The following is a 23,071-nucleotide window of genomic DNA, read 5'->3' on the forward strand; positions in this document are numbered from 1 at the left end:
CTCCGGGTCCGATATCGGCAACATCCTTGTTGCCGAAATAAGTCCTGGCAAGCAAGGTTCGCCTCACCCGCCGGCGCGGCCCCTACACTCACGGGGTGCTCGGCCAGACCTCGTCCCCGCCGGCCGTCGAGGTCCGCGGGCTCGTCAAGCGGTACGACGGCCGCGCCGTCGTCGACGGGCTCGACCTGCACGCGTCGCCCGGACGGGTGACCGCCGTGCTCGGCCCGAACGGCGCCGGCAAGACCACCACCGTGGAGTGCTGCGAGGGGCTGCGCACCCCGGACGGCGGATCCGTGCGCGTCCTCGGGCTCGACCCCGTCGCCGACGCCCGCGCCCTGCGCCCCCGCGTCGGCGTGATGCTGCAGGACGCCGGCCTGCCGACCGGCGTGCCCGCGCTCGGGGTGCTGCGGCACGTCGCCGCCATGTACGCCCGGCCGCTGGACGTCGACGCGCTGGCCGAGCGGCTGGGCCTGACGCCGGTCGCCCGCACGACCGTCCGCCGGCTGTCGGGCGGGCAGCGGCAGCGGCTGGCGCTGGCCACCGCCGTGGTCGGCCGGCCCGACGTCGTGTTCCTCGACGAGCCGTCCGCCGGGATGGACCCGCAGGCGCGGCGCGCGGTGTGGTCGCTGGTGTCCGAGCTGCGCGCCGACGGCGTCGCCGTGCTCCTCACCACCCACCTGATGGACGAGGCCGAGGCCCTCGCCGACGAGGTCGCCGTCGTCGACCACGGGCGCGTCATCGCGCACGGCACGGTGCCCGGGCTGCTCGCGGGCGCCGACGGCTCGACGCTGACGTTCCGCGCACCCCCCGGGCTGCCCCTGGCCGACCTCGGCCGCGCGCTGACGCCGGCGGGCGCGCCGGCGCCCACGGCCGTGCGGGAGTCCGGACCCGGTACCTACGCGGTCGACGCCGCCGCCACGCCCGGGCTCGTCGCCGCGCTGGCCGGCTGGTGCGCCGACCGCGACGTGCTGCTGGCCGGGCTCGACGTCGGCCGGCGCACCCTGGAGGACGTGTTCCTCGACCTGACCGGACGGAACCTGCGATGACCGGCCCCGCCACCACCGCCGGCGCCGGGCGTGCGGCGCCGGCGGCGCGCCGCGTGCTCGCCCAGGCGCGGTTCGAGACCCTGGCCGTGCTCCGCAACGGCGAGCAGCTGCTCGTCACGCTGATCATCCCCGTGGTCGCGCTCGTCGCGCTGGGCCGCGGGTCGTTCCTGGACATCGGCACCGGCGACGACGCGCGGATCGACGTCGTGACGCCCGGGGTGCTGGGACTCGCCGTGATGGCCGGGTCGATGGCGTCGCAGGCCATCGCCACCGCCTTCGACCGGCGCAACGGCGTCCTGCGGCTCCTGGCCACGACGCCGCTCGGCCGCGGCGGGCTGCTGGCCGGGAAGGCGGTCGCGGTGCTGGCCGTCGCCGCGCTGCAGGTCGTGGTCGTGAGCGCCGTCGGGCTGGCGCTCGGCTGGCGACCCGACCCGGCGGGCGTCCCGGCCGCGGTGCTCGCGCTGCTGCTCGGGGTCGCGGCGTTCACCGCGCTGGCGCTGCTGCTCGCCGGGACGCTGCGCGCCGAGGCGGTGCTGGCCGTCGCGAACCTGCTGCTCGTGGTGCTCGCGGTCGTCGGCGGGGTCGTGCTGCCCGTCGACGACCTGCCCGGCTGGTGGGCGTCCGTCGCCGAGTGGCTGCCGCCGGGTGCGCTCGGCGAGGCGCTGCGGGGCGCGCTGCTGGACGGCGCGTTCCCCGCGGCGCACCTGGCCGCGCTGGCGGCGTGGACGCTCGCGCTCGGCTGGTGCGTGCGCCGCTGGTTCCGCTGGTCCTCCTGACCGCCCGCACGCGGGCCCGCGGCGCGTGACCAAGGCCTCGTGCGCGCGGGCACGAGGCGTCACGACCGGACCGTAGGCTGGAACCCGTGAGCTCCGACGTCGCCGCCGCCCCCGCCTCCCCCGCTCCGTCCGGGCCGTCCGGCCGGTCCCGGTCCGCGGCGTGGCGCGAGCGGCTCACCCACCCCGTGCTGGTGGCGAACCTGGTCGCGCAGATCGGGATCGTCGTCACCGGCGGCGCGGTGCGGCTCACCGGGTCGGGCCTCGGCTGCTCCACCTGGCCGGAGTGCGAGCCGGGCCAGTTCACCGCCGCGTTCCACGCGGAGACGACGTACCACCAGTTCGTCGAGTTCGGGAACCGCACGCTGACCGGCGTGCTCGGCGTCATCGCCCTCGCCCTCGCGGTCCTCGTGTGGTCCGCCCGCGACCGGAGCCGCTCGTACCGCTGGCTCGGCATCGCCCCGCTCGTGGGCGTCGCGGCGCAGGCCGTCATCGGCGGGGTCATCGTGCTGCTGCACCTGCACCCGGGCTGGGTCAGCCTGCACTTCCTGGTGTCGATGCTGCTGGTCGTCACCTCGACGCTCCTGGTGCACCGCGAGGGCGACGGTCCCCGCATCCCCGTCGTCGGGCCGGCCGCGCGCCGCCTGGCCCCGGTGCTTGGCGTGCTGCTCGCCGTCGTGCTCGCGCTCGGGGTGATCACCACCGGCGCCGGCCCGCACTCGGGCGACGAGGAGGTCGGCTACCGGTTCGCCGTCGACCCGTACCTGATGGCCAAGGTGCACGCCGCGGCCGTGTGGCTGTTCGTCGCCGCCCTCGCCCTGCTGATCTGGCTGAACCGCCGCGGGCCGTCCGTGCTGCGCCGCCGGGGCTGGGTCATGGTGGGGCTGGTCGCCCTGCAGGGCGTGATCGGCTACGTGCAGGTCGCGACCGACCTGCCGATCCTCCTGGTGCTGCTGCACATGCTCGGCGCCGGGCTGCTCGCCGCCGGGACGACGCGGTACCTGCTGACGTTCCGCACCCGGGCCTGAGGGTCGCGATCCGGACGCCGCCCGGCCGGCCCGCCGCCAGCACGTACGCTCCACCGCATGGATCCGATGAGCAACCGGGGCTGCGCCCCGCGCCGGGGGCCCGGGGCCTGACGCAGGCCGCCGCACCCACCACGGGTCGGCGTGCCACGCAGGCACCCTGACCGTCACCCCGCCGCGTCGTCGGCGGGTCGTCCCCTCGAGGACCCCTCATGCTCTCGTTCCCCCTCGGCGCGCGCCCGCGCGCCCTGTCCGCCGCTGCCCTCGTGCTGGCGGGCTCCGCCGCCGTGCAGCTCTCGGCCGCGCTGGCGACCGCCGCGTTCCAGCCGCTCGGCACGCTGGCGGTGTCCGGCTACCGCATGTCCGCTGCGGCGCTCGTCCTGCTCCTGCTCACCCGGCCGCGGCTGCGCGGCCGAACCCGCGGCGCCTGGGCGGCGGTCGTCCTGTACGGCGTCGCCATGGCCGCCATGAACGTCCTGTTCTACGCGGCGCTCGACCGCCTCCCGCTCGGGGTGGCGGTCACGCTGGAGTTCTGCGGCCCGCTCGCTGTCGCCGCGGTCGCCTCGGCGGGCCGCACCCGGCTGCTGCCGGCGCTCGCGCTGGTCGGCGTGCTGCTCGTCGTGGGCCGGCCCGACGGTGGTGTGGACCCGGTGGGCGTGCTGCTCGGGCTCGGCGCGGCCGCGGCCTTCGGCGGCTACACCGCGCTGGCCGGGCGGGTCGGCGCCGGGTCGAGCGGGCTGGGCGACCTCGCGCTGTCGGTCGCGGTGGGCGCCGTACTGCTGTCGCCGGCCCAGGTGGCGCAGGCGCCCGAGGTGACCGCCACGCAGCTGCCGGTGCTCGTCCTGTCCGGCGTGCTCGGTGTGGCGCTGGCGTTCTCGCTCGACCTCCAGGCCGTCCGCCTGGCCGGCACGCGGGTGGTCGGCACGCTGTTCGCGGTCGACCCGGCGATGGGCGCGGTCGTCGGCGCGGTCCTGCTGGGCGACCGGCTGCCGGCAGCCGCGCTCGGCGGGATCGCGCTGGTCGTGCTGGCCGGCGCGGGCGCCGTGTGGTCGGCCGGACGCCGGCCCGCACCGGTGCTGCTGCCGGACTGACCGGTCACGCCGTCGCCGGGGTCCGTCCGCCGTGCTGTGCTCGGCGGACGGATCCCGCCGCGGGGCTGCAGGTCAGGCGGCCTGGAGCGGATCGACCCGCCCCCTCCCCTTCTGGTGTGTCTTACGTCACATCTAGTCTCGACGGCATGGCACACGCGATCGAGGCCCGCGGGCTCGTCAAGCGCTACAAGGGCGTCACCGCCCTGGACGGCGTCGACCTCATGGTGCCGACCGGCACCGTGCTCGGTCTGCTCGGCCCCAACGGGGCCGGCAAGACCACCATCGTCCGGGTCCTGTCCACGCTGCTGCGCGCCGACGCGGGCACGGCGACGGTCATGGGCGTCGACGTCGCGACCCGCCCCGCCGAGGTCCGGCGCCGGATCGGCCTGTCCGGGCAGTACGCCGCGGTCGACGAGTACCTGTCGGGGTTCGAGAACCTCGACATGATCGGCCGCCTCTACCACCTGGGCGCCCGCCGGTCCCGGGAGCGGGCACGCGAGCTGCTCGCCGCGTTCCGCCTGGAGGACGCCGCAGACCGGCCCACCCGCACCTACTCCGGCGGCATGCGGCGCCGGCTCGACCTCGCGGGTGCGCTGGTGGCCGACCCGCCGGTGATCTTCCTGGACGAGCCGACCACCGGCCTCGACCCCCGCGGCCGCACGGAGATGTGGGAGGTCATCCAGACGCTGGTCGCCGGCGGCACCACCGTCCTGCTCACCACGCAGTACCTGGAGGAGGCCGACGTGCTCGCGGACGAGATCGTGGTCATCGACCACGGGCGGATCATCGCGCAGGGCACCGCCGACCAGCTCAAGCGCCAGGTCGGCGGGGAGCGGCTCGAGCTCACGGTGGCCGACGTCGCGTTCCTGGACCACGTCGGCGAGCTGCTGGCGCCCCTCGGCGTCGGGAAGCCCGCGCTCGACGGCGGCCGGCGCTCGTTCGTCATGCCGGTGTCCGGCGGCCCCGAGGTGCTGAGCGAGGCGCTGCGCCTGCTCGACGAGCGGCAGGTCCGCCTGGAGGACGTCGGCCTGCGCCGGCCGACCCTCGACGACGTCTTCCTCGCCCTGACCGGCAAGGCCACCGAGTCCGACGGCAGCCCCGACCCGAAGGCAGGTGCCTGATGGCCGTCCCGCACGTGATCGGCGACGCGGCGGTCGTCGCCAAGCGGAACATCATCAAGATCAAGCGGGTGCCCGACCTGCTGGTCTTCACCACGCTGTCCCCCATCATGTTCGTGCTGCTGTTCTCCTACGTCTTCGGCGGCGCGATCGACCAGGAGGGCGGCGGTCAGGCGTACCGGGAGTTCCTCATCGCCGGGATCTTCGCGCAGACCGTGATCTTCGGGGCGACCGTCACCGGGGCGGCGCTGGCGGAGGACCTGAAGAAGGGCATCCTGGACCGGTTCCGGTCGCTGCCGATGGCCCCGTCCGCGGTGCTGACCGGCCGCACGTTCTCCGACGTGGTCAACAACGTCATCGTCCTGATCGTCATGGGGCTGACCGGCCTGGTGGTGGGCTGGCGGATCCGCTCGTCGGCCCTCGACGCGCTGGCCGGCTTCGCCCTGCTGCTCGTCTTCGCCTACGCGATCAGCTGGATCATGGCGTGGATCGGCATGCTGGTCCCGAGTCCCGAGGTGGTCAACAACGCGTCGTTCATCGTGATCTTCCCCCTGACGTTCGTCGCGAACACCTTCGTGCCGCTCGAGACCCTGCCCGCGCCGCTGCAGACCTTCGCCGAGTGGAACCCCGTGTCCGCGGTGACGCAGGCGGCGCGGGAGCTGTTCGGCAACATCCCGCCCGGGGTGCCCGAGCCGACCGCGTGGCCGCTGCAGAACCCGGAGGTCTACACGCTGATCTGGTCGGCGTTGTTCCTCGTCGTCTTCGTCCCGCTGGCCAACGCGCAGTACCGGGTGTCGACGAGCCGCTGAGTCAGGCCCTGCCGCCCTTGCGGGCGTACATCGCGTCGTCGGCCCGGGCCAGCGCGACGCCGACGGGCTCGCCCGCCGCTGCCTGGGCCACGCCGTGGCTCCAGGTCGGGTCGCCCCCGGTCCACCGCTGCGACGCGGCGCCCGCCCAGTCCTCGGCCGCCGCCTGGTCCCGCCCGGCGAGCACGATCGCGAACTCGTCGCCGCCGATCCGGCCGATCAGGTCGTCGCCCTCGAGCTGCTCCCGCCACGTGGCGACCAGACGAACGAGCACCGCGTCCCCCGCGGCGTGCCCGAGGGTGTCGTTCACGGACTTGAAGTCGTCGACGTCCAGGCACACCACGCTGGCGGGCCGGCCCCGGCGCGCGGCGTCGTGCAGCAGGAGCCCGGCGCGCTCGTCGAAGGCGGCCCGGGTCAGCGCCCCCGTCAGGTCGTCGGTCGTCGCGAGCAGCCGCAGCCGGGCCACCAGGTAGGTCACGAGCGCGCTCATCACCACCGTCGTCGCCGACAGCACCAGCCAGGTCGGCGGCCAGAACGGCACGGGCGAGGCCAGCATCGCCGCCCCGAGGGTCACCACGACGAGCACCAGCACGCGGCGCACGGTGCGCGGCTCACCCAGCAGCGCCGCCGCCTGGCCTGCCACGACCAGCCCGAGGCCGGTCGTCACGACCCCGGCGAGAGTCTGGCAGCTGGCGACGAGCACGCCGCCGACCACGACCGCCGCCACGACCGCCGCCAGCGGGGCCCACGGACGGTGCCGCAGGACGAGGACGGCCACCGCCAGCAGCGCCAACGCGGCAGACCCGGCGTACCAGAACTCGACCAGCGCGAGCCGCGAGGGCGGCCAGACGGCGCTCACCAGGCAGAGCACGGCGCACAGCGCGAGCGCGCCCGCCGTGTGGGTCGCCGCGAGGAACAGGCGCGACGGGGTCCCGCCGGACCCGGGACGCTCGCGCACGCCCGCCTGATCGGCAGCAGGGTGCGGGCTGTGAGCGGTCCGTGCGCGGACCAGCCGATCGGGCGAACGCGTCGCCCGACCGGCTGAGGCCCGTCGCGTCAGCCGACCGGCCGGAGGGTCGACCAGCCGCGGTCGCGGGACGCCGCGGCCGCCAGCACGCCCACGGCGGCGCTGGGGCTCTGGATCCGCCCGGCCAGCACCGCCTCGACCGCCTCGTCCAGCGGGACCCAGCGCGGCACGATCCCGGCCTCCTCGTCCTCGCGGGTGAACCGCTCGGACTCGGGGACCTCGGAGACGTCCCGGGCCAGGTAGACGAGGATCTGCTCGTCGGACCCGCCGGGCGAGTTGTAGAACTCCGCCAGCAGGTGCCAGGTGCCGGCCCGCAGGTCGGCCTCCTCCTCGAGCTCCCGGGCGGCGGTGACGTGCGGGGGCTCGCCCTCGACGTCGCGCAGACCGGCCGGCGGCTCCCAGAGCTCGCTGCGGACCGGGTGCCGGTACTGCTGGATCAGCAGCACGCGCTCCTGGTCGTCGAGCGCGATCACCGCGACGGCGCCGGGGTGGTCGACGAACTCGCGCACCACCTGGGAGTCGCCGAGGTCGACCGTCTCCGAGACCAGGTCCCAGATCTTGCCGTGGTGCAGGTCCGTGTGCTCCAGCACCGGGCGCGGGGCGGGCCGGTCGGCCGGCCCGCCCTGCTCCCCGGTCGTCACGCCTTCGCCTTCGCGGGCGTCTTCACGCCGCCCGCCGCCTTGATCTCCAGCGCGGCGGCGACCAGGCCCGCGAACAGCGGGTGCGAGCGCGTCGGCCGGGACTTGAACTCCGGGTGCGCCTGCGTCGACACGTAGTACGGGTGCACCTCGCGCGGCAGCTCGACGAACTCGACCAGCGACGAGTCCGGGGAGACGCCCGAGATGACCAGCCCGGCCTCCTCCAGCCGGTCGCGGTACGCGTTGTTGACCTCGTACCGGTGCCGGTGCCGCTCGGTGACCCGGGTCGAGCCGTACGCCTCGGCCGCGACCGAGCCCTCGGCCAGCACCGCCTCGTACGAGCCGAGCCGCATCGTGCCGCCGAGGTCGCCCTCGCCGCCGACGATCGCCAGCTGCTCCGCCATCGTCGCGACCACCGGGTCGGCCGGGTCCGCGTCGAACTCGGACGACGACGCCCCCGGCAGGCCGAGGACGTTCCGGGCGTACTCGATGACCATCGTCTGCAGGCCGAGGCAGATGCCGAGCGTCGGCACCTTGCTCTCACGGGCCCAGCGCAGCGCGCCGAGCTTGCCCTCGATGCCGCGCACGCCGAAGCCGCCGGGCACCAGGACGGCGTCCACACCGCCGAGCGCCCGCTGCGCGCCGTCCGGCGTCTGGCAGTCGTCGGAGGGCACCCAGCGGATCTTCACCTTGGCGTCGTGGTGGAAGCCGCCGGCGCGCAGCGCCTCGGTCACCGACAGGTACGCGTCGGGCAGGTCGATGTACTTGCCGACCAGCGCGATCTCGACGTGGTGCGCGGGCTGGTGCACGCGCTGCAGCAACTCGTCCCAGCCGCTCCAGTCGACGTCCCGGAACTGCAGGCCCAGGCGCTGCACGACGTACGCGTCCAGGCCCTCCGCGTGGATGACCCGCGGGATGTCGTAGATGCTCGGCGCGTCCACGCAGGAGATGACGCCCTGCGTGTCGACGTCGCACATCAGGCCGATCTTGGCCTTGATCGACTGCGGGATCTCGCGGTCCGAGCGCAGCACGATCGCGTCGGGCTGGATGCCGATGCTGCGCAGCGCCGCGACCGAGTGCTGGGTCGGCTTGGTCTTCAGCTCGCCCGACGGGCCGATGTACGGCACCAGCGAGACGTGCAGGAAGAACACGTTGTCGCGGCCCAGCTCGTGACGGACCTGGCGGGCCGCCTCGAGGAACGGCTGCGACTCGATGTCGCCGACCGTGCCGCCGATCTCGGTGATGATGATGTCGACGTCGTCGGCCGCCTGCGACCGCATGCGGGTCTTGATCTCGTCGGTGATGTGCGGGATGACCTGGACGGTGTCGCCGAGGTACTCGCCCCGGCGCTCCTTCGCGATCACGTGCGAGTAGACCTGGCCGGTCGTGACGTTCGCGGAGCCGACGAGGTCGACGTCCAGGAACCGCTCGTAGTGACCGACGTCGAGGTCCGTCTCGGCCCCGTCCTCGGTGACGAAGACCTCACCGTGCTGGAACGGGTTCATCGTGCCGGGGTCGACGTTGAGGTAGGGGTCGAGCTTCTGCATGGTCACCCGCAGACCGCGGGACCGCAGGAGTCGTCCCAGGCTGGAGGCGGTCAGGCCCTTGCCCAGTGAGGAGGCGACGCCTCCCGTGACGAAGATGTGCCGGGTCGTGGAGTCCGACCGCCCGGAGAGTCGATTTGCGCGCTCTGCCACGGGCTTCCACCTTACCGGACGCGGAGCCGTCGTGCGGCGTGACCCGCACGACACGCGGCGACCCGGTCCCCGCACCCGCCCGCGCATCCCCCGGTTCCCCCTCGCCCCTGGGTGGCGAAGTGGAGAGTTCTGCCCGACACGCTTCGGCGTGTCGGGCAGAACTCTCCACTTCGCGGGGTCGAGAGCAGGGGCCGGGGCTCAGCGGGCGTAGGCCGCCGACAGCTGGGCCAGGACGTCGTCGATCGTCGGCAGGGTGGCCGCCCGTGCGCGCGCCGCCGCGCGGAGGGCCGCACGCCGCGGGGCGTCGTCCAGGACGTCGGCGACGGCCGTGCCGAGGGCCACGGCGTCGCCGACGGGGACCAGCACCGCGGCGTCGCCGGTGACCTCGCGGGTGCCGCCCGCGTCCGTCGCGACCACCGCCGCCCCCAGCGCCAACGCCTCCTGCACGGCCAGCGGCTGCCCCTCCCACACCGCGGCGGACGCGACGACGTCGGCCGCGGACACCAGGTCGGCGACGTCGGCGCGCCGGCCGAGCAGCCGCACCGGCGCACCGGAGGCCGCGGCGCGCGCGGTCAGCTCGTCGTGCAGCGGCCCGTCGCCCGCCACGACCCACACCAGCCCGGGGCGGGTGCGCGCGGCGTGCGCGGCGGCGTCCACGAGGGTGTCCAGGCCCTTCTGCGGGGCGAGCCGCGCGACGGTCACCACCAGGTCGTCGTCCGGCCCCAGGCCGAGCCCCGTGCGGGTCGTGGCGGCGTCCGCCTCCGGCGCCGGGCGGGCCGGAGCCGGCACCAGCGCCCGGGACGCCTGCCGGGCGCCCTGCGACCGCGTCAGCGCCACCAGGTCGCCGGAGACGCCGAGCACGACGTCGGACCCGCGCGCGACGACGACGCCGAGGGCGGACGCCACCGCCCGGACCGCCCGGCCGCCGACCGGCAGGTTGTGCAGCGTGACCACGACCCGGGGCCGGTGCCGGCGCGGCCGGCCCCGGACCGCCAGCACCGTCAGCGCGCCGGCGCGCAGGCCGTGGGCGTGCACCGCGTCGGCCTCCCCCGCCAGCGCCGCCAGCCGCGCGACCGCGCGCAGGTCCGAGGCGTGCGGGCGGTCGGCGATCTCGACGGCGGCGAACCGGACGCCGTCACCGGCCGCCACCACGTCGGCCAGCGCCGCGGGCCCGGCCACGACCACCCGGTCGCCGTCCGCGGCGAGCGCGGCGGCGACCTGCGCCACGTGCCGGGCGACCCCGCCCGCGCTCGAGCCGAGCACCTGCAGCACCCGTCGTCCCGTCATCGGTCGGCCTCCTGGGCGCTGGACTCCTGCTGGGCTGCGCCGCGGCGGACCAGCCCGGTGAGGGTGCCGCGGTCGAGCGCCGCGACGAGCGCGACGACCGCGGCCGTGGCGAGCGCGGCCCCGCCCGCCGCCGCGCCGAGCGCGCCGGGCAGGCCGTCGGTCAGGCTCTCGACGGCGTCGACCGTCCACCGGCCGACCACCGCGCCGAGCCCTCCGCCGACCACGAGCACCGCGAGCGTCCGGGTCAGCCCGGCGACGGCCGCGCCGCCGGCGGCGGACCGCAGCACGGCCAGGAGCGCGACGCCGGCGACGAGCATGCCGACGCTGTTGCCGATCGCGAGCGCGCGGAGCGTGGCGGGTCCGTCACCGCCGTCCGGCACGAGCAGCAGGCACGCGAGCCACGAGGCGACCACCACGGTCAGCCAGCCGCTGCTCGCCGCGAGCACCGCGAGACGCCCGCGCTCCAGGGCGTACAGCGCGCGGGACACGTGGAAGATCAGCCCCATGCCGAGCAGGCCCGGGGCGATCAGGGTGAGGGCGACGTCGATCGAGTCGATCAGGCCGGCGTCACCCGTGCCGATGGTGCGGTACAGGGTGGCGACGGCGGGCGCGACGGCGGCCAGCACCGCGGCGCCCACGGCCCCGGCGACCAGCACCGCGCGCGTGGTGACGGCCGCGAGCGGGGCGTACCCGGCGCGGTCGCCCGCCGCGGCGCGCGCCGCCAGCCGCGGGAAGGTGCTGGTGGCGAGCGGCACGGCGAGCACGGCGTACGGCAGCAGGTAGACCGGCTGCACCATCATCTGCCACGCGGTCAGGGCCCCCTCGCCGCCGAACCGCCGGGACAGCTGGATGGTCGCCAGCACCGCCGCCTGCTGCGCGACGAGCCCGCCGATGCCCGCCAGCGCCAGGTTGCGCGCGCGGACGGCCACCCCGGGCGGGAACCGCAGCGCGGGCCGCAGCCGGACGCCGGACCGCCACACGGGGACCAGCAGCGGCAGCCCCATGGCCAGCACGCCGGCGGTGGTGCCCCAGCCGAGCACGGCCGCGGCGCCCGGGGGCAGCGCACCGACGTCGGGGATCGACGGGTCCACGTCCGCGCCGGCCAGCACGCGCCCGTACGCGACGTACGTGGCGATCACGACGAGGCTGGACAGCACCGGCGCGAAGGCGGGCCAGACGAACCGGCGCTGGGCCTGCAGCACGCCGGACAGCACGACCGCGAGCCCGTAGAACGGCAGCTGCACCGCGAACACCCGGATGAAGAACGTGATGAGCTCGCGCCCGGCCGGGTCCGCACCCGGGGCGATCCCGGCGATCGGCGCGGCGAGGACCGCCAGGAGCACCGCGAGCAGGGTCAGCCCGGCGAGGGTCCAGCCGAGCATGGCCGAGGCGATGCGGGACACGTCCTCGCGCATGCCGCGGGCGAGCGGACCGGCGATCACCGGGATCAGCGCACCGGCGAGCGCGCCGCCGGCCGCGACCTCGAACAGCACGTTGGGCAGCGTGTTGGCCCAGTTGTACGCGTCCCCGACCGTGGCCGCGCCCACCGAGCCGGTGAACACCAGGGTCCGGGCGAACCCCAGCAGCCGGCTGACGATCGTCACGACCGAGATCAGGGCCGCCGCGCCCGCCAGACCGGACAGGACGCCCCGGCGGCTCACGTCGTGCGCACCCCGTCCGCGTCGTGCGCCGGCCGGCGGCCCCAGGCGTCGATCTCGCGCAGCACCGGGGTGCGGGCGATGACGGCCGTGAAGCTGACCTTCTCGGAGGCGACCGTCAGGCCCACCACGCCGGCCAGCAGCGCCAGGCGCACGGGGCGCGGGCAGGCCTGCACCGCGATCGTGCCGAGCGCGGCGCCGACGGCGTTCGCACCGGAGTCACCGAGCATGTCGCGCTCGGCCAGGTCGTCGGGGAGCTCCGCCGCGACGGTGCCCAGGACCGCGGCGGCCGCTCCCCCGCCCCGCCCGGGCAGCACGGCCGCCGGCACGGCGGCGAGGGCCGCGGCCTTGAGCGCGCGCCCCGGGCGCAGGTCGAGCAGGTTGACCAGGTTGGCGGAGGCGGCGATCAGCGCGCCGTCCAGGGCCACGTCGACGAGCCGGGTGGTGGCGGCCGCCCCGCGGCGCGCGGGCAGGGCGTCGTGCGGCCGGCTCAGCGCCGCGGCGACCAGCGCGCCCGCGCCGATGCCGAGCACCTTGAGACCGCCCGTGGTGACCTCGCCGCGGGCGAGCGCGCCCAGGTGGCCGCGCAGGCCCTTGCGCACCTCGCCCTCGCGGTCCTCGGTCAGGTCGTCGACCAGGCCGAAGGCGGTGGCGGACGTCGTCGCCACGGCGAGCGCGGCGGCGTCCCGGGCGCTCGGGGCCCCGACCAGGCCCCCGGCGAGGACACCCGCGGCGACCGCGGGACCGCCGAGCATGCTGACCGGCTCGCCGCGGTGGTTGGTGCGCTCCCAGAGCGGGGCACCGCCCGGCGGCTCGTCGTCGAGGAGCCCCCGCACCACGCTGGTGGTGAGACGTGCGGTGACCGCGGCCGTGATCCGGCGCGCGACGCTCACCCCTCGGCCCCGGTCTCGGCGCCGGCGTCACCCGCGCCCGCGTCGCCCGCACCCGCGTCGCCCGTCGCGACCGGCGTGCGGTCCGGGGGCGTGAGCGTGGTCGTCGTCGGCAGCGTGGTCAGGTCGTCCCCGTGGCCGTAGTGCCCGTTGGTGCCGCCGATGCGCGCGTTGAGCGCGAGCGGGACGTTGACCTGGCCGGCGACGGTGTCGCCGTCGCTGACGGTGGTGAGGTCCGCGGCGGCGTCCTCGTCGCCCAGGATCGCGGCGACCAGCGTGCCGTCGGCGACGGGGCCGTCGACCACGAGGGCGCCCTCGGACCGGTCCTGCGCGACGCGCGCCAGGGCGATCTGGGAGGTCAGGACGGCCTGCGCCTCGTCCTCGTCGGGCGTGGCGTCGGCGGGGACGGCGTCCGGGGCGATGGTCGGCGCCACCAGGACGACGGCGTCGGCCGGCGCGGTGATCTGCTCGTCGAAGGTGACCAGCGGCGAGTCGCCGGAGGCCATGAAGTCGAGCAGCGTCTGCGCGGAGCTGCTCAGCTGGTCCGGGTTCGCCGCGTCGGCGCCGGTGAGGCCCTGCACGAGGGCCTCGGCGAGCGCGGTGTCGTCGGACGCGTCGTCGGCCGGCTGCGGGCTGAGGTAGCTGAGGATGTTGCCGACCAGCGCCTGCCGGAACGTCCGCAGGTCGGTCGACGACCACGCCTCGTTCAGGGTCGCGCGGCCGCTGACGGTCGCGCCGGCGTCGCCCAGCTGGGCCTCGACGGCGGCGAGCGCGTCGCCGTCGACGGTGCCGAGCGAGATCACCGCGACGCGGCGGTCGGCGAGCGTGCCCTCGACCAGCTCGGCACCCGCGGCCGCGACGTACGCGTTGCTGGCGGCCAGGTCGGCGCCGGCCGCCTCGAGGTCGGAGCGCAGGTCGTCGCGCTCGCTCCGCAGCTGGTCGACCTGCCCGGTGAGGGTGTCGCCGATCGTCTCCTTCAGCGGGCCGGCGCCGAGCGCGATGCCGACGGCCAGGGCCAGGAACACCGAGATCAGGGAGACGAGGTGGTAACGGAAGTCGATCACAGCGGTCGCTCTCGGTCGGGTGCCGACGCGAGGGCGGCAGCAGGAAGGCGGGCGGGGCGGGGGGCGGGCGTCATGGCGTCCCGCCGAACAACGAGCCCAGCCAGTACGTGAAGTCGTCCCAGCGCGCCCCGGTGAGCCCGATCAGCGTCTGGCCCGCGGTCGTCGACGCGAGCGCGACGCCCAGCGCGAGCAGGCCGGCCAGGACCAGCAGGGTCAGCTGCAGGTTGGAGATCCGGTTGCGGTACAGCCGCGACACGCCCTTGGCGTCGACCAGCTTGCTGCCCACGCGCAGGCGGGTGAGGAACGTGCTGGCCATGCCCGAGCGGCCCTTGTCCAGGAACTCGACCAGGGTGGCGTGGGTGCCGACGGCGACGATGAGCTCGGCCCCCTTGTCGTCGGCGAGCAGCATCGCGACGTCCTCGCTGGTGCCCGTCGCCGGGAACACGATGTGCGGGACGCCGAGCTGGTCGACGCGCGCCAGGCCCGGGGCGCGGCCGTCGCGGTAGGCGTGCACGACGATCTCGGCGCCGCAGCGCAGCGCGCGGTCGGACACCGAGTCCATGTCGCCGACGATCATGTCGGGGGTCCAGCCGGCGTCGAGGATCGCGTCCGCGCCGCCGTCCACGCCGACGAGCACCGGGCGGTACTCGCGGATGTACGGCCGCAGCGTGACCAGGTCCTCCTTGTAGTGGTACCCGCGCACCACGATGAGCACCTGGCGCCCGTCGATCTGCGTGGTGATGTCCGGGACGCCCACGCCGTCGAGCAGCAGGTCGCGCTCCCGGCGCAGGTAGTCCATCGTGTTCGCCGCGAACGACTCGAGCTGCACCGACAGGCCCTCGCGCGCGGCCGCCTGGTCGGTGGCCACCGTCTGCTCGGTCTGCACGGTGCCCTCGGCGACCAGCTTGTCCCCGTCGTGCACGGAGCCGCCGTCGACCCGCAGCGTGCGGCCCTCGCGGATCGACATCACGTCGGGGCCGAGGTCGTCGACCAGCGGGATGCCCGCCTGCACGAGGATGTCCGGGCCGAGGTTCGGGTACCGGCCCGACGTCGAGCGGGCGGCGTTGAGCACCGCGGCGGGCTTGCAGGCGACGAGCGCCTCGGCCGAGACCCGGTCGATGTCGACGTGGTCGATCACGGCGATCTCACCCGGACGCAGCCGCTTGGTCAGCGACTTCGTGCGGGGGTCGACCCGGGCCGGGCCGACGAGCTCGCCCCCGGGGGGCGCGGCGGAGCGTCTACGCGAGGGCAGGAGTTTCATCGGTGTTCATGGTGCCACGCCTGCCAGGTCCAGAAGCTCCGCTGCGTGTGCGCGCGCCGTCCCGGATTCCTCCTGGCCGGACAGCATGCGCGCCAGCTCCCGGACGCGCTCCTCCCCGGCGACCTCCTGGACGTCCGACGCCGTGACGGCGCCGTCGCGGGACTTGGTGACGACCAGGTGCCGGTCGGCGAACGCGGCGACCTGGGCCAGGTGCGTCACCACCAGGACCTGCGAACCCCGTGCCAGGGCGGCCAGACGACGCCCCACCTCGGTCGCGGCGCGGCCGCCGACGCCGGCGTCCACCTCGTCGAACACGAAGGTGCCCGGCCGGTGGTCGCCCTGGTCCGGCGCCGTCGCGAGCGCGACCTCGAGGGCCAGCATCACGCGGGACAGCTCGCCGCCGGACGCGCCCTTGCCCAGCGGACGAGCCGGTGCGCCCGCGTGCGGGACGAGGAGCATCTCCACCAGATCTCCACCGTGCGGGCCCGGCTCCGACGCGGGCTCGACCCGCACCTCGAGGCTCGCGCCTGCCATCGCGAGACCGGCGAGCTCGGCGGAGACCGTCGCGGCGAGCCGCTCCCCCGCCTCGCGCCGGGCCGCGCCGATCCGCCCGGACAGCTCGGCCAGGCGCGCGTCGAGCGCGTCCCGCTCCGCGGTCAGCTCCGCGACCTTCTCGTCGCCGTCGCCGATGTCGAGCAGCCGGCGGCCGCTGTCCTCCGCCCAGCGCAGCACCGCGGCGACGTCCTCGCCGTAGGACCGGGTGAGCGTCGCGAGCTCCGCGCGCCGGGTCTGCGCCGCGTCCAGGCGCAGCGGGTCCGCCTGGAGGTCCTGCAGGTACGACGACAGCTCCGTCGCGGCGTCCGCGAGCAGGAAGCCCGCCTCCGCCACGCGGTCCCGCAGCTCCGCGAGCCGCTGGTCGTGCGCGCCGGCGCCGTCCAGCAGCCGCCGGGCGTGCTCGACCGCCCCGGCTGCGCTGGCCGTGTCGTCGGCGGTGTCGTCGTCGCCGGCCAGGGCGGCGTGCGCGCCCGACGCGGCCGTGCGCAGGTCCTCCGCGTGCTCCAGGCGCTCGATCTCCTGGGCCAGGGCGGCGTCCTCGCCGGGCTGCGGATCGATCCGCTCGACCTCGGCGAGCCCGAGGCGCAGCAGCTCCGCCTCGCGGGCCAGGTCCTGGCGACGGGCGACCAGGTCGTCGATCGTCGCCTGCAGCCGGCCGCGCTCCGCCCACGCCTGCCGGTACCCCGCGAGCACGCCGGCGTGCGCCGCCCCCGCGAAGGCGTCGAGCGCCTCACGCTGGTGCGCGGGCGACCGCAGCCGCGCCTGGTCCTGCTGGCCGTGCACGGTGATCAGCGCCTCGGCCAGCTCCCCCAGCACCGCCTGCGGGACCGACCGACCACCGAGGTGCGCGCGCGACCGGCCCGGGGCGCCGTCCGTCGCCGCGGCGACCGTGCGCACGAGCAGCAGCCCGCCGTCGTCGTCGACCGCGGCACCGGCCTCCTCGGCCCGCTCGAGGACGGGCGAGCCCGGCGGCACGAGGACCCGGCCCTCGACCACCGCCGAGGCCGCCCCGCGCCGCACCGTCGCCGGGTCGGCCTTGCCGCCGAGCAGGAGGTTCAGGCCCGTGAGCACCATCGTCTTGCCGGCGCCGGTCTCGCCCGTCAGCACCGTCAGCCCGGGGTGCAGCCGGATCTGGGCGCCGGTGATGACGCCCAGGTCGCTGATCGTGATCTCCTCGAACACGCCGGTCACCGCCCGTCCGTCAGCGCGTCGGGAGCCTCGCGGACCGCGGGCTCGTCGTCCGTGGCGCGCCCGCGCCAGCCCACCACGGGCAGCCCGAACTTGTTCACCAGCCGGTCCGTGAACGGCGCAGGCGTCAGCCGTGCGAGCCGGACCGGCACCGGCGACCGCCGCACCTCCACGCGCGAGCCCGGCGGCACCTCGATCCGGCGCCGGCCGTCGCACACCAGCAGCGCGGGTGACGGCGTCCGGGCGAGCACCTCGACCGCCACGACGCTGCGCGGGCCGACGACCAGCGGCCGGGCGAACAGCGCGTGCGCCGACAGCGGCACCACGATCAGGCTGTCCACCTCCGGCCACACCACCGGCCCGCCGGCCGAGAACGCGTGCGCGGTCGACCCGGTCGACGTCGCGAGCACCACGCCGTCGCACCCGAAGCTGGACAGCGGCCGGTCGTCGACCTCGATGACCACCTCGACCATGCGCGCCGGCTCGGACTTCTCCAGCGCGGCCTCGTTCAGCGCCCAGCCGGTCAGCGGCTCGTCCTGGCCCGGCACCTGGACCCGCACCTCGAGGGTGGTGCGCTCCTCGACCGTGTAGTCCCCGGCCGCGACCCGCCGGACCGCCTCCTTGATGTCGTCCCGCTCGCTCTCCGCCAGGAACCCGACGTGCCCCAGGTTGATGCCGAGCAGCGGGACGCCGGCGCCCCGGGCCAGCTCGGCGGCGCGCAGGATCGTGCCGTCGCCCCCGAGGACCATCGCCAGCTCGATGTCGTGGAACTCGAGGCCGGGCACGTCCTCCCCCGACAGCACGGGCGTGAACCCGGCGTCGGTCAGCGCCGCCGCGGCCTCCTCCGTCGCGGTCACCGCCTCCGCCCGCCCGCTGTGCGTGACGACCAGGACCCGCCTGCTGCTCATGCCCCTGCACCTCCCTCGTCCGTGACCGCCGCGTGCACCTCGGCCTGCAGCCCGGTGCCCAGCATCCCCGGACCGCGGCGCAGTCGCAGGAAGAACTCCACGTTGCCGTTCGGGCCCGGCAGCGGGCTCCGCGCCACGCCGACCGCCCCCAGGCCGTGCGCGGCCGCCGCCGACGCCACCCCCAGCACGGCCTCGGCGCGCTGCTCCGTGCTGCGCACCACCCCCGTCGAGGACAGCCGCTCGCGCCCGACCTCGAACTGCGGCTTCACCATCAGCAGCAGGTCCGCGTCCGGTGCCGCGACCGCGGCCAGCGCCGGCAGCACCAGCGTCAGCGAGATGAACGACAGGTCCGCGACCACCAGCCCCGGCGCCGGGTCCACGTCCCCCGCCGCCAGGTACCGGACGTTGACGCCCTCGCGGACGTCCACCCGCGGGTCGCTGCGGATCCGGTCCACCAGCTGCCCGTGCCCGACGTCCATCGCGACCACCCGGCGCGCACCCCGGCGCAGCAGCACGTCGGTGAACCCGCCCGTGCTGGCGCCGGCGTCCAGGCAGTCCCGGTCCGCCACCACGACGTCCGGGAACGAGGCCAGGGCACCCAGCAGCTTGTGCGCGCCCCGCGAGGCCCAGTCGTCCTCCGGGCCGTCGGCACCGGGCGCGACCCGGGCGTGCCCGCCCTCGGGGAGCGGTGCGGCGGGTCGCAGCACCGGACGGCCGTCGACCGTCACCCGGCCGGCCGCGATCAGCTCGGCGGCGTGCCGCCGGGAGCGAGCCAGGCCGTCACGCACCAGCGCGGCGTCGACGCGTGTCGCCACGCGCCTCAGCCCTCCGCGTCGGCGAGCCGGTCCTGCAGGGCCGAGTGCACGGCGTCGAACACGGCCAGCTGCTCCCGCAGCCCCAGCTCGGTGACCTCGGTCAGACGCACGAGCGTCTGGTCCACCGCCTGGTCGCCCGTCGGCTCCACGGCTCCACTCCCCACTCCGCCACCCGGGCGGCTCCACTGCTGCTGCACGCGACCGCACGGCCCCCTGCCCGTGCTCGCCGGACAGGCTACCGGCCCGTACCGACGCCGGCGGCGTCCTCGGGGGTGACACGCAGGTCCGGCACCGACACCGGGTCCAGCTCCGCACCGGCGTCGACCGCGGCCCACGCCGCGGCGCACGCGGCGCGCACCAGGTCGATCGACGCCTCCGCCGGGTCCGGCGCGCCGCCGGACGCCCGACCGAGGTCCAGCTTCCCGTCGACGACGCGGGCCGCGGCGTCGCCGCAGGTCCACCAGCCGCCGTCGGCGGGCACCGGCACCGCGTGCGGGACCAGCAGACCGCCCAGGTCCGCCGCGACGTAGTGCGGGCGCAGCGCGGGTGGCGCGAGCACGTCGTCCCGCGCCGAGCTCACGCCCGTCAGCACGTGCAGGCCGGCGAACCCGCCCGACCGTGCGCCGGCGAGGTCCGTGTCCAGGCGGTCGCCGACGACCAGCGCCTCCCGGGCGCCGAGCTGCCGTACCGCGATCTCGTACATCGTCGACGCCGGCTTGCCCGCGCTGTCCGGGACCACACCCGTCGCCGCCTGCACCGCCCCGACCAGCGCCCCGTTGCCCGGCGCGAAGCCCCGGGCGGTCGGCAGGCTCAGGTCGAGGTTGCTCGCCACGAACCACGCACCCGCCGACACCGCGTACGCCGCCTCCGCCAGCTGCGCCCAGCCCAGCTCGGGCGCGAACCCCTGTGCCACGGCCTCGGGCCGGTCGTCGGCGGACGTGACCACGGTGAAGCCCGCGACCCGCACCGCCGTGACCAGGCCCGCGCCACCGACGACGAGGACCTTCGCGCCCGGCTCGAGCCGCGTCGCCAGCAGCGCCGCAGCGGCCTGCGCCGCCGTCAGCACGTCGCCCGGCTCCGTCGGGATGTCGAGCGACGTCAGCTGCTCGGCCACGGACTCCGGCTCCCGCGACGCGTTGTTCGTCACGAACACCAGGCGCATGCCCGCCGCCCGGGCGCCGGCCAGGCCGGCCGACGCCCCGTCGATGGGCTCGTGACCCCGGTAGGCGACGCCGTCCAGGTCGACCAGCGCCAGGTCGTAGCGCTCCGCCAGCGGGATGTCGCTGCCGAGCAGTCGTGCGTCGGTCACTCGTCCTCCGTGTCCGTCGCGCCCGCGTGGGCGTCCTGAGCGGCCGCGTCCTCGGGATCGTCGAGGGCGGGCTCGCGCTCGTCGTCGGCGTGGTCGGCCTCGTCTGCCTCGTCGGCGTGGCCGGCGTCGTCGGCGTGGTCGGCCTCGGACTCCTCGTCGGCCCCGTCCGCGTCGGCGTCGTCCTCCCCGAGGTCGAAGACGACGACGTCGTCCTCCCCCTCGCCGCCGTCCGCGACCTGCGCGAGCAGCGCCGGCGGCACCGCGGCCTCCGTGGCGTCGGCCTCCTCCGTGCGGCCCGCGGCCCGGAGCGCGTCGGCCCGGGCCTGCGCGACCCGCGCCGCGAGGAGCGTGCGCACCGGACCGCCGGCGATCCCGGCGAGCGCGGCGATCGCCGCGTCCGGGTCGCCCATGTCCAGGCGCGCGCCGCTCACGACCATCGCCAGCTCCACGCGGGCCTCCGTGTCGAGCTGCTCGGCCTCCGGGGACGCGGCCAGCGTCAGGGCGCGCTCGGGGCGGCCCAGACCGCGCTCGCAGTCCGCCATCACCGCGAGGTGCTCGGACGAGCCGTTCAGGCGCCGCACCGTGCGCAGCTCCCGCAGCGCCTCGGCGAACCGGCCCGTGCGGTACGCCGCGAGACCGGCGGCCTCGCGCACCACGTCCACCCGGCCGCCGTGCCGCACCGCGGCCTGGGCGTGCTCGTAGGCGAGCTCCGGGTCCTCGTCGAGCAGGCGCCCGGTCATCACCAGGTGCCGGCCGACGATGCTCGCGTTGTCCTTGCTCAGCGTGCGCAGCCGGGCACGGACGTCGCGGTCCAGCATCCCGAACTCGACGTCCTCGGGGATGTCCGGACCGTACACGCGGACCGTCTGCGGCGGGCGGCTCGGACGACGCTCGTCGGCGTCGCGGCGCGGCCCGGAGCTCCGGTCGCCGAAGCCGCCACGGGCCGGACGGCCCTCGTCGCGACGGGCACCGCCGCGGTCGTCACGCGGGCCGCGCCGGTCGTCGCGGACGCCGCCGGACCGCTCGCCACCCTCACGACGGGGCGCCGGACGGTCGCCCGCGTCACGGCGGAAGCCGCCCGGACGCTCGCCACGGGAGTCCCCGTCCCGGCGGAACCCGGGACCGTCCGCGGAGTCACGTCGCGGCCGGTCCTGGTACGACCCGCGAGGACGCTCGCCGGGCCCCTGCGCGGGACGGCCGTACGAGCCACGCTCCCCGCCCTCGCGACGCTCGCCCCGGAAGCCGCCGCGGTCGTCCCGCGGAGCACCCCCGCGGCGGTCGTCGCCGTCACGCCGGAAACCACCCCGGTCGCCACCACGCGCGTCCCGGTCGTCCCGGCGGAAACCGCCGCGGTCGCCACCGTCCCGGCGGTCGCTGCGGTAGCCGCCTCGCGCGTCGTCCCGCTCCGGACGAGGCCCACGCGAGTCCGCCCGGTCATCTCGACGGAAGCCGCTCGGACGCCCGCCCGCACCCTCGGTGCGGGGACCGCGGTCGTCGCGGTCGCGCGAGCCGTAGCCCCGGCTCTGCGACGGACCCTGCTCCCGGCGGAAGCCGCCACGGTCGTCGCGCGCGCCGGCGTCCCGGGGACGGTCGCCCTGGTAGCCAGCACCCGAGGGACGACCGCCACGGTCACCCTGGTAGCCGCCACCCGTGCGCTCGCCGCGGTCGCGCCCGTAGCCGCCCTCGGACCGGCTGCTCTGGTAGCCGCCACCAGGACGACCACCACGGTCGCCGCCCTGGAAGCCAGCACCGGACGGGCGACCACCACGGTCACCCTGGTAGCCGCCACCCGTGCGCTCCCCACGGGCACCCTGGTAGCCGCCACCCGAAGGACGACCACCACGATCGCCCTGGTAGCCACCACCCGAAGGACGACCACCACGATCGCCCTGGTAGCCACCACCCGAAGGACGACCACCACGATCGCCCTGGTAGCCACCCGTGCGCTCCGCGCCACCGCGACCGTAACCGCCGCCCGCCCGGTCGTCGCGGTCTCCGCCGCTGCGCTCGCGACGATCGCCACCCTGGTAGCCAGCACCCGCCGGACGACCGCCACGGTCGCCCTGGTAGCCACCCGTGCGGCGCTGGTCCCGACCCTCGCCGGACCGGCCGGGGCGATCGCCCTGGAAGCCGCCACGCTCGGGGCCGGGGCGCGCACCGCGGTCGCCCTGGTAGCCGCCGTCACGCTGGTCACCGCCACGCGGGGCGCGGGCGTCCCGGGCGTCCGTCCGTCCGCCGCGGTCCGGGCGGGAGCCGGCATAGCCGCTCCGCTCGCCCGTGCCACGCGCGTCCCCGGCGCCGGTGCGGGCGCGCTGGCCCGCGACCCTCGGTGCACGTGCGGGTCGAGCACCGCCCGCGGGGCGTGCTCCGTTGGTGTTGCCGTAGCGTCCGACGCCACCGCCGCTACGGCGGTCACCTTCGTCCGCCGAACGCGTCCCGCGCTCGTCGCTGCTCATGTCCTGCGTCTCCTCGTCATTCGACCGCTGACCATCGTCTCATCCACCCGCCCAGGACCTCGCATCGGGAACGGCGGCACCATGTGTCGGTAGTGGACAGATCCACGCGTCAGAAGCTCGCGCGCCCGGTCCGCCGCTCCGCGTGCACGCCGCTGCGTGGTCGACCTCACGCCGAGATCAGTGGAATCCGCCGAGATCGGCGGTTCGGGTCGAGATCGGGGCGGGGAAACGCCCCTCTCGACGAGAAGCACCCACCCGCGGGCCTCGGCCTCGCACGAACCGACGCCCGCAGACGCAGTCGCCGGCAACCGCGTGCTGCGCCTGCTCCCACCAAGACATCCGCCGGCGCGACACCGGAACCCCCACCGACGCGGCGCGCCTGTCACCACCATCACGCGAATGAATGCGTCGACCTCGCCGGATCGTCGCGTCATCACGCCGGGACCCTCGCGTCACCGC

Annotated in this window: 20 protein-coding genes; 6 read left to right on the top strand and 14 right to left on the bottom strand. The window is 76.3% G+C overall.

The genetic code is table 11. The features are described from left to right. Positions 1-95: 95 nt before the first annotated feature. The 6 genes from ACWPWW_RS03760 to ACWPWW_RS03785 all read left to right on the top strand — a co-directional run bounded on the left by ACWPWW_RS03760 (position 96) and on the right by ACWPWW_RS03785 (position 5,862). Entirely contained in the window at positions 96-1,046 is a 951-nt protein-coding gene (locus ACWPWW_RS03760) for an ABC transporter ATP-binding protein (protein ID WP_454049007.1), read from the top strand. Further along, positions 1,043-1,822: an ABC transporter permease gene (locus ACWPWW_RS03765; RefSeq protein ID WP_454049008.1), complete on the top strand. Its 780-nt coding sequence runs from the start codon at positions 1,043-1,045 to the stop codon at positions 1,820-1,822. The genes ACWPWW_RS03760 and ACWPWW_RS03765 overlap by 4 nt, the downstream gene beginning before the upstream one ends. 86 nt (positions 1,823-1,908) lie before the next feature. Beyond that, complete coding sequence (locus ACWPWW_RS03770) at positions 1,909-2,847, top strand: COX15/CtaA family protein (RefSeq protein WP_454049009.1); 939 nt, start codon at positions 1,909-1,911, stop codon at positions 2,845-2,847. A gap of 209 nt (positions 2,848-3,056) precedes the next feature. Continuing rightward, positions 3,057-3,935: an EamA family transporter gene (locus ACWPWW_RS03775; protein ID WP_454049010.1), complete on the top strand. Its 879-nt coding sequence runs from the start codon at positions 3,057-3,059 to the stop codon at positions 3,933-3,935. A gap of 146 nt (positions 3,936-4,081) precedes the next feature. Continuing rightward, a complete protein-coding gene (locus tag ACWPWW_RS03780; protein ID WP_454049011.1) occupies positions 4,082-5,056 on the top strand; it encodes an ATP-binding cassette domain-containing protein in 975 nt (324 codons plus the stop codon). Beyond that, the gene (locus tag ACWPWW_RS03785) at positions 5,056-5,862 is read left to right on the top strand and encodes an ABC transporter permease (protein ID WP_454049012.1); all 807 of its coding nucleotides are present in this window, start codon (positions 5,056-5,058) and stop codon (positions 5,860-5,862) included. The genes ACWPWW_RS03780 and ACWPWW_RS03785 overlap by 1 nt, the downstream gene beginning before the upstream one ends. Position 5,863: 1 nt before the next feature. Here the strand turns inward: ACWPWW_RS03785 and ACWPWW_RS03790 are convergent, their stop codons facing one another. The 14 genes from ACWPWW_RS03790 to ACWPWW_RS03855 all read right to left on the bottom strand — a co-directional run bounded on the left by ACWPWW_RS03790 (position 5,864) and on the right by ACWPWW_RS03855 (position 21,013). Beyond that, positions 5,864-6,817, bottom strand: coding sequence for a GGDEF domain-containing protein (locus ACWPWW_RS03790; RefSeq protein WP_454049013.1), 954 nt, complete (start codon positions 6,815-6,817; stop codon positions 5,864-5,866). 98 nt (positions 6,818-6,915) lie between these two features. Beyond that, positions 6,916-7,527, bottom strand: coding sequence for an NUDIX domain-containing protein (locus ACWPWW_RS03795; protein WP_454049014.1), 612 nt, complete (start codon positions 7,525-7,527; stop codon positions 6,916-6,918). Then, complete coding sequence (locus ACWPWW_RS03800) at positions 7,524-9,221, bottom strand: CTP synthase (RefSeq protein WP_454049015.1); 1,698 nt, start codon at positions 9,219-9,221, stop codon at positions 7,524-7,526. Before ACWPWW_RS03800 ends, ACWPWW_RS03795 begins: the two co-directional genes overlap by 4 nt. Before the next feature lie 198 nt (positions 9,222-9,419). Beyond that, positions 9,420-10,508, bottom strand: a complete 1,089-nt coding sequence (locus ACWPWW_RS03805; protein WP_454049016.1) for a glycosyltransferase — start codon at positions 10,506-10,508, stop codon at positions 9,420-9,422. Continuing rightward, the gene (gene murJ, locus ACWPWW_RS03810; protein WP_454049017.1) at positions 10,505-12,169 is read right to left on the bottom strand and encodes a murein biosynthesis integral membrane protein MurJ; all 1,665 of its coding nucleotides are present in this window, start codon (positions 12,167-12,169) and stop codon (positions 10,505-10,507) included. The genes ACWPWW_RS03805 and murJ overlap by 4 nt, the downstream gene beginning before the upstream one ends. Further along, positions 12,166-13,059, bottom strand: a complete 894-nt coding sequence (locus ACWPWW_RS03815) for a hypothetical protein (protein WP_454049018.1) — start codon at positions 13,057-13,059, stop codon at positions 12,166-12,168. Before ACWPWW_RS03815 ends, murJ begins: the two co-directional genes overlap by 4 nt. Continuing rightward, positions 13,056-14,120, bottom strand: a complete 1,065-nt coding sequence (locus tag ACWPWW_RS03820) for a copper transporter (protein ID WP_454049019.1) — start codon at positions 14,118-14,120, stop codon at positions 13,056-13,058. Before ACWPWW_RS03820 ends, ACWPWW_RS03815 begins: the two co-directional genes overlap by 4 nt. A 70-nt stretch (positions 14,121-14,190) precedes the next feature. Further along, on the bottom strand, positions 14,191-15,381 hold the full coding sequence (steA, locus tag ACWPWW_RS03825; RefSeq protein WP_454049020.1) for a putative cytokinetic ring protein SteA: 1,191 nt from the start codon (positions 15,379-15,381) through the stop codon (positions 14,191-14,193). A 6-nt stretch (positions 15,382-15,387) separates the two neighbouring features. Further along, complete coding sequence (gene recN / locus ACWPWW_RS03830) at positions 15,388-17,118, bottom strand: DNA repair protein RecN (RefSeq protein ID WP_454050389.1); 1,731 nt, start codon at positions 17,116-17,118, stop codon at positions 15,388-15,390. A 5-nt stretch (positions 17,119-17,123) separates the two neighbouring features. Further along, complete coding sequence (locus ACWPWW_RS03835; protein ID WP_454049021.1) at positions 17,124-18,032, bottom strand: NAD kinase; 909 nt, start codon at positions 18,030-18,032, stop codon at positions 17,124-17,126. After that, complete coding sequence (locus ACWPWW_RS03840; protein ID WP_454049022.1) at positions 18,029-18,847, bottom strand: TlyA family RNA methyltransferase; 819 nt, start codon at positions 18,845-18,847, stop codon at positions 18,029-18,031. The genes ACWPWW_RS03835 and ACWPWW_RS03840 overlap by 4 nt, the downstream gene beginning before the upstream one ends. 5 nt (positions 18,848-18,852) lie before the next feature. Further along, positions 18,853-18,996 (bottom strand): hypothetical protein, encoded by a 144-nt coding sequence (locus ACWPWW_RS03845; RefSeq protein ID WP_454049023.1) that lies wholly within the window; start codon positions 18,994-18,996, stop codon positions 18,853-18,855. Between the two features lie 86 nt (positions 18,997-19,082). Further along, entirely contained in the window at positions 19,083-20,156 is a 1,074-nt protein-coding gene (locus tag ACWPWW_RS03850) for an HAD-IIA family hydrolase (RefSeq protein WP_454049024.1), read from the bottom strand. Beyond that, positions 20,153-21,013, bottom strand: a complete 861-nt coding sequence (locus ACWPWW_RS03855) for a hypothetical protein (RefSeq protein WP_454049025.1) — start codon at positions 21,011-21,013, stop codon at positions 20,153-20,155. Before ACWPWW_RS03855 ends, ACWPWW_RS03850 begins: the two co-directional genes overlap by 4 nt. Between the last annotated feature and the right edge of the window lie 2,058 nt (positions 21,014-23,071).

The organism is Cellulomonas sp. Marseille-Q8402, from assembly GCF_965119525.1.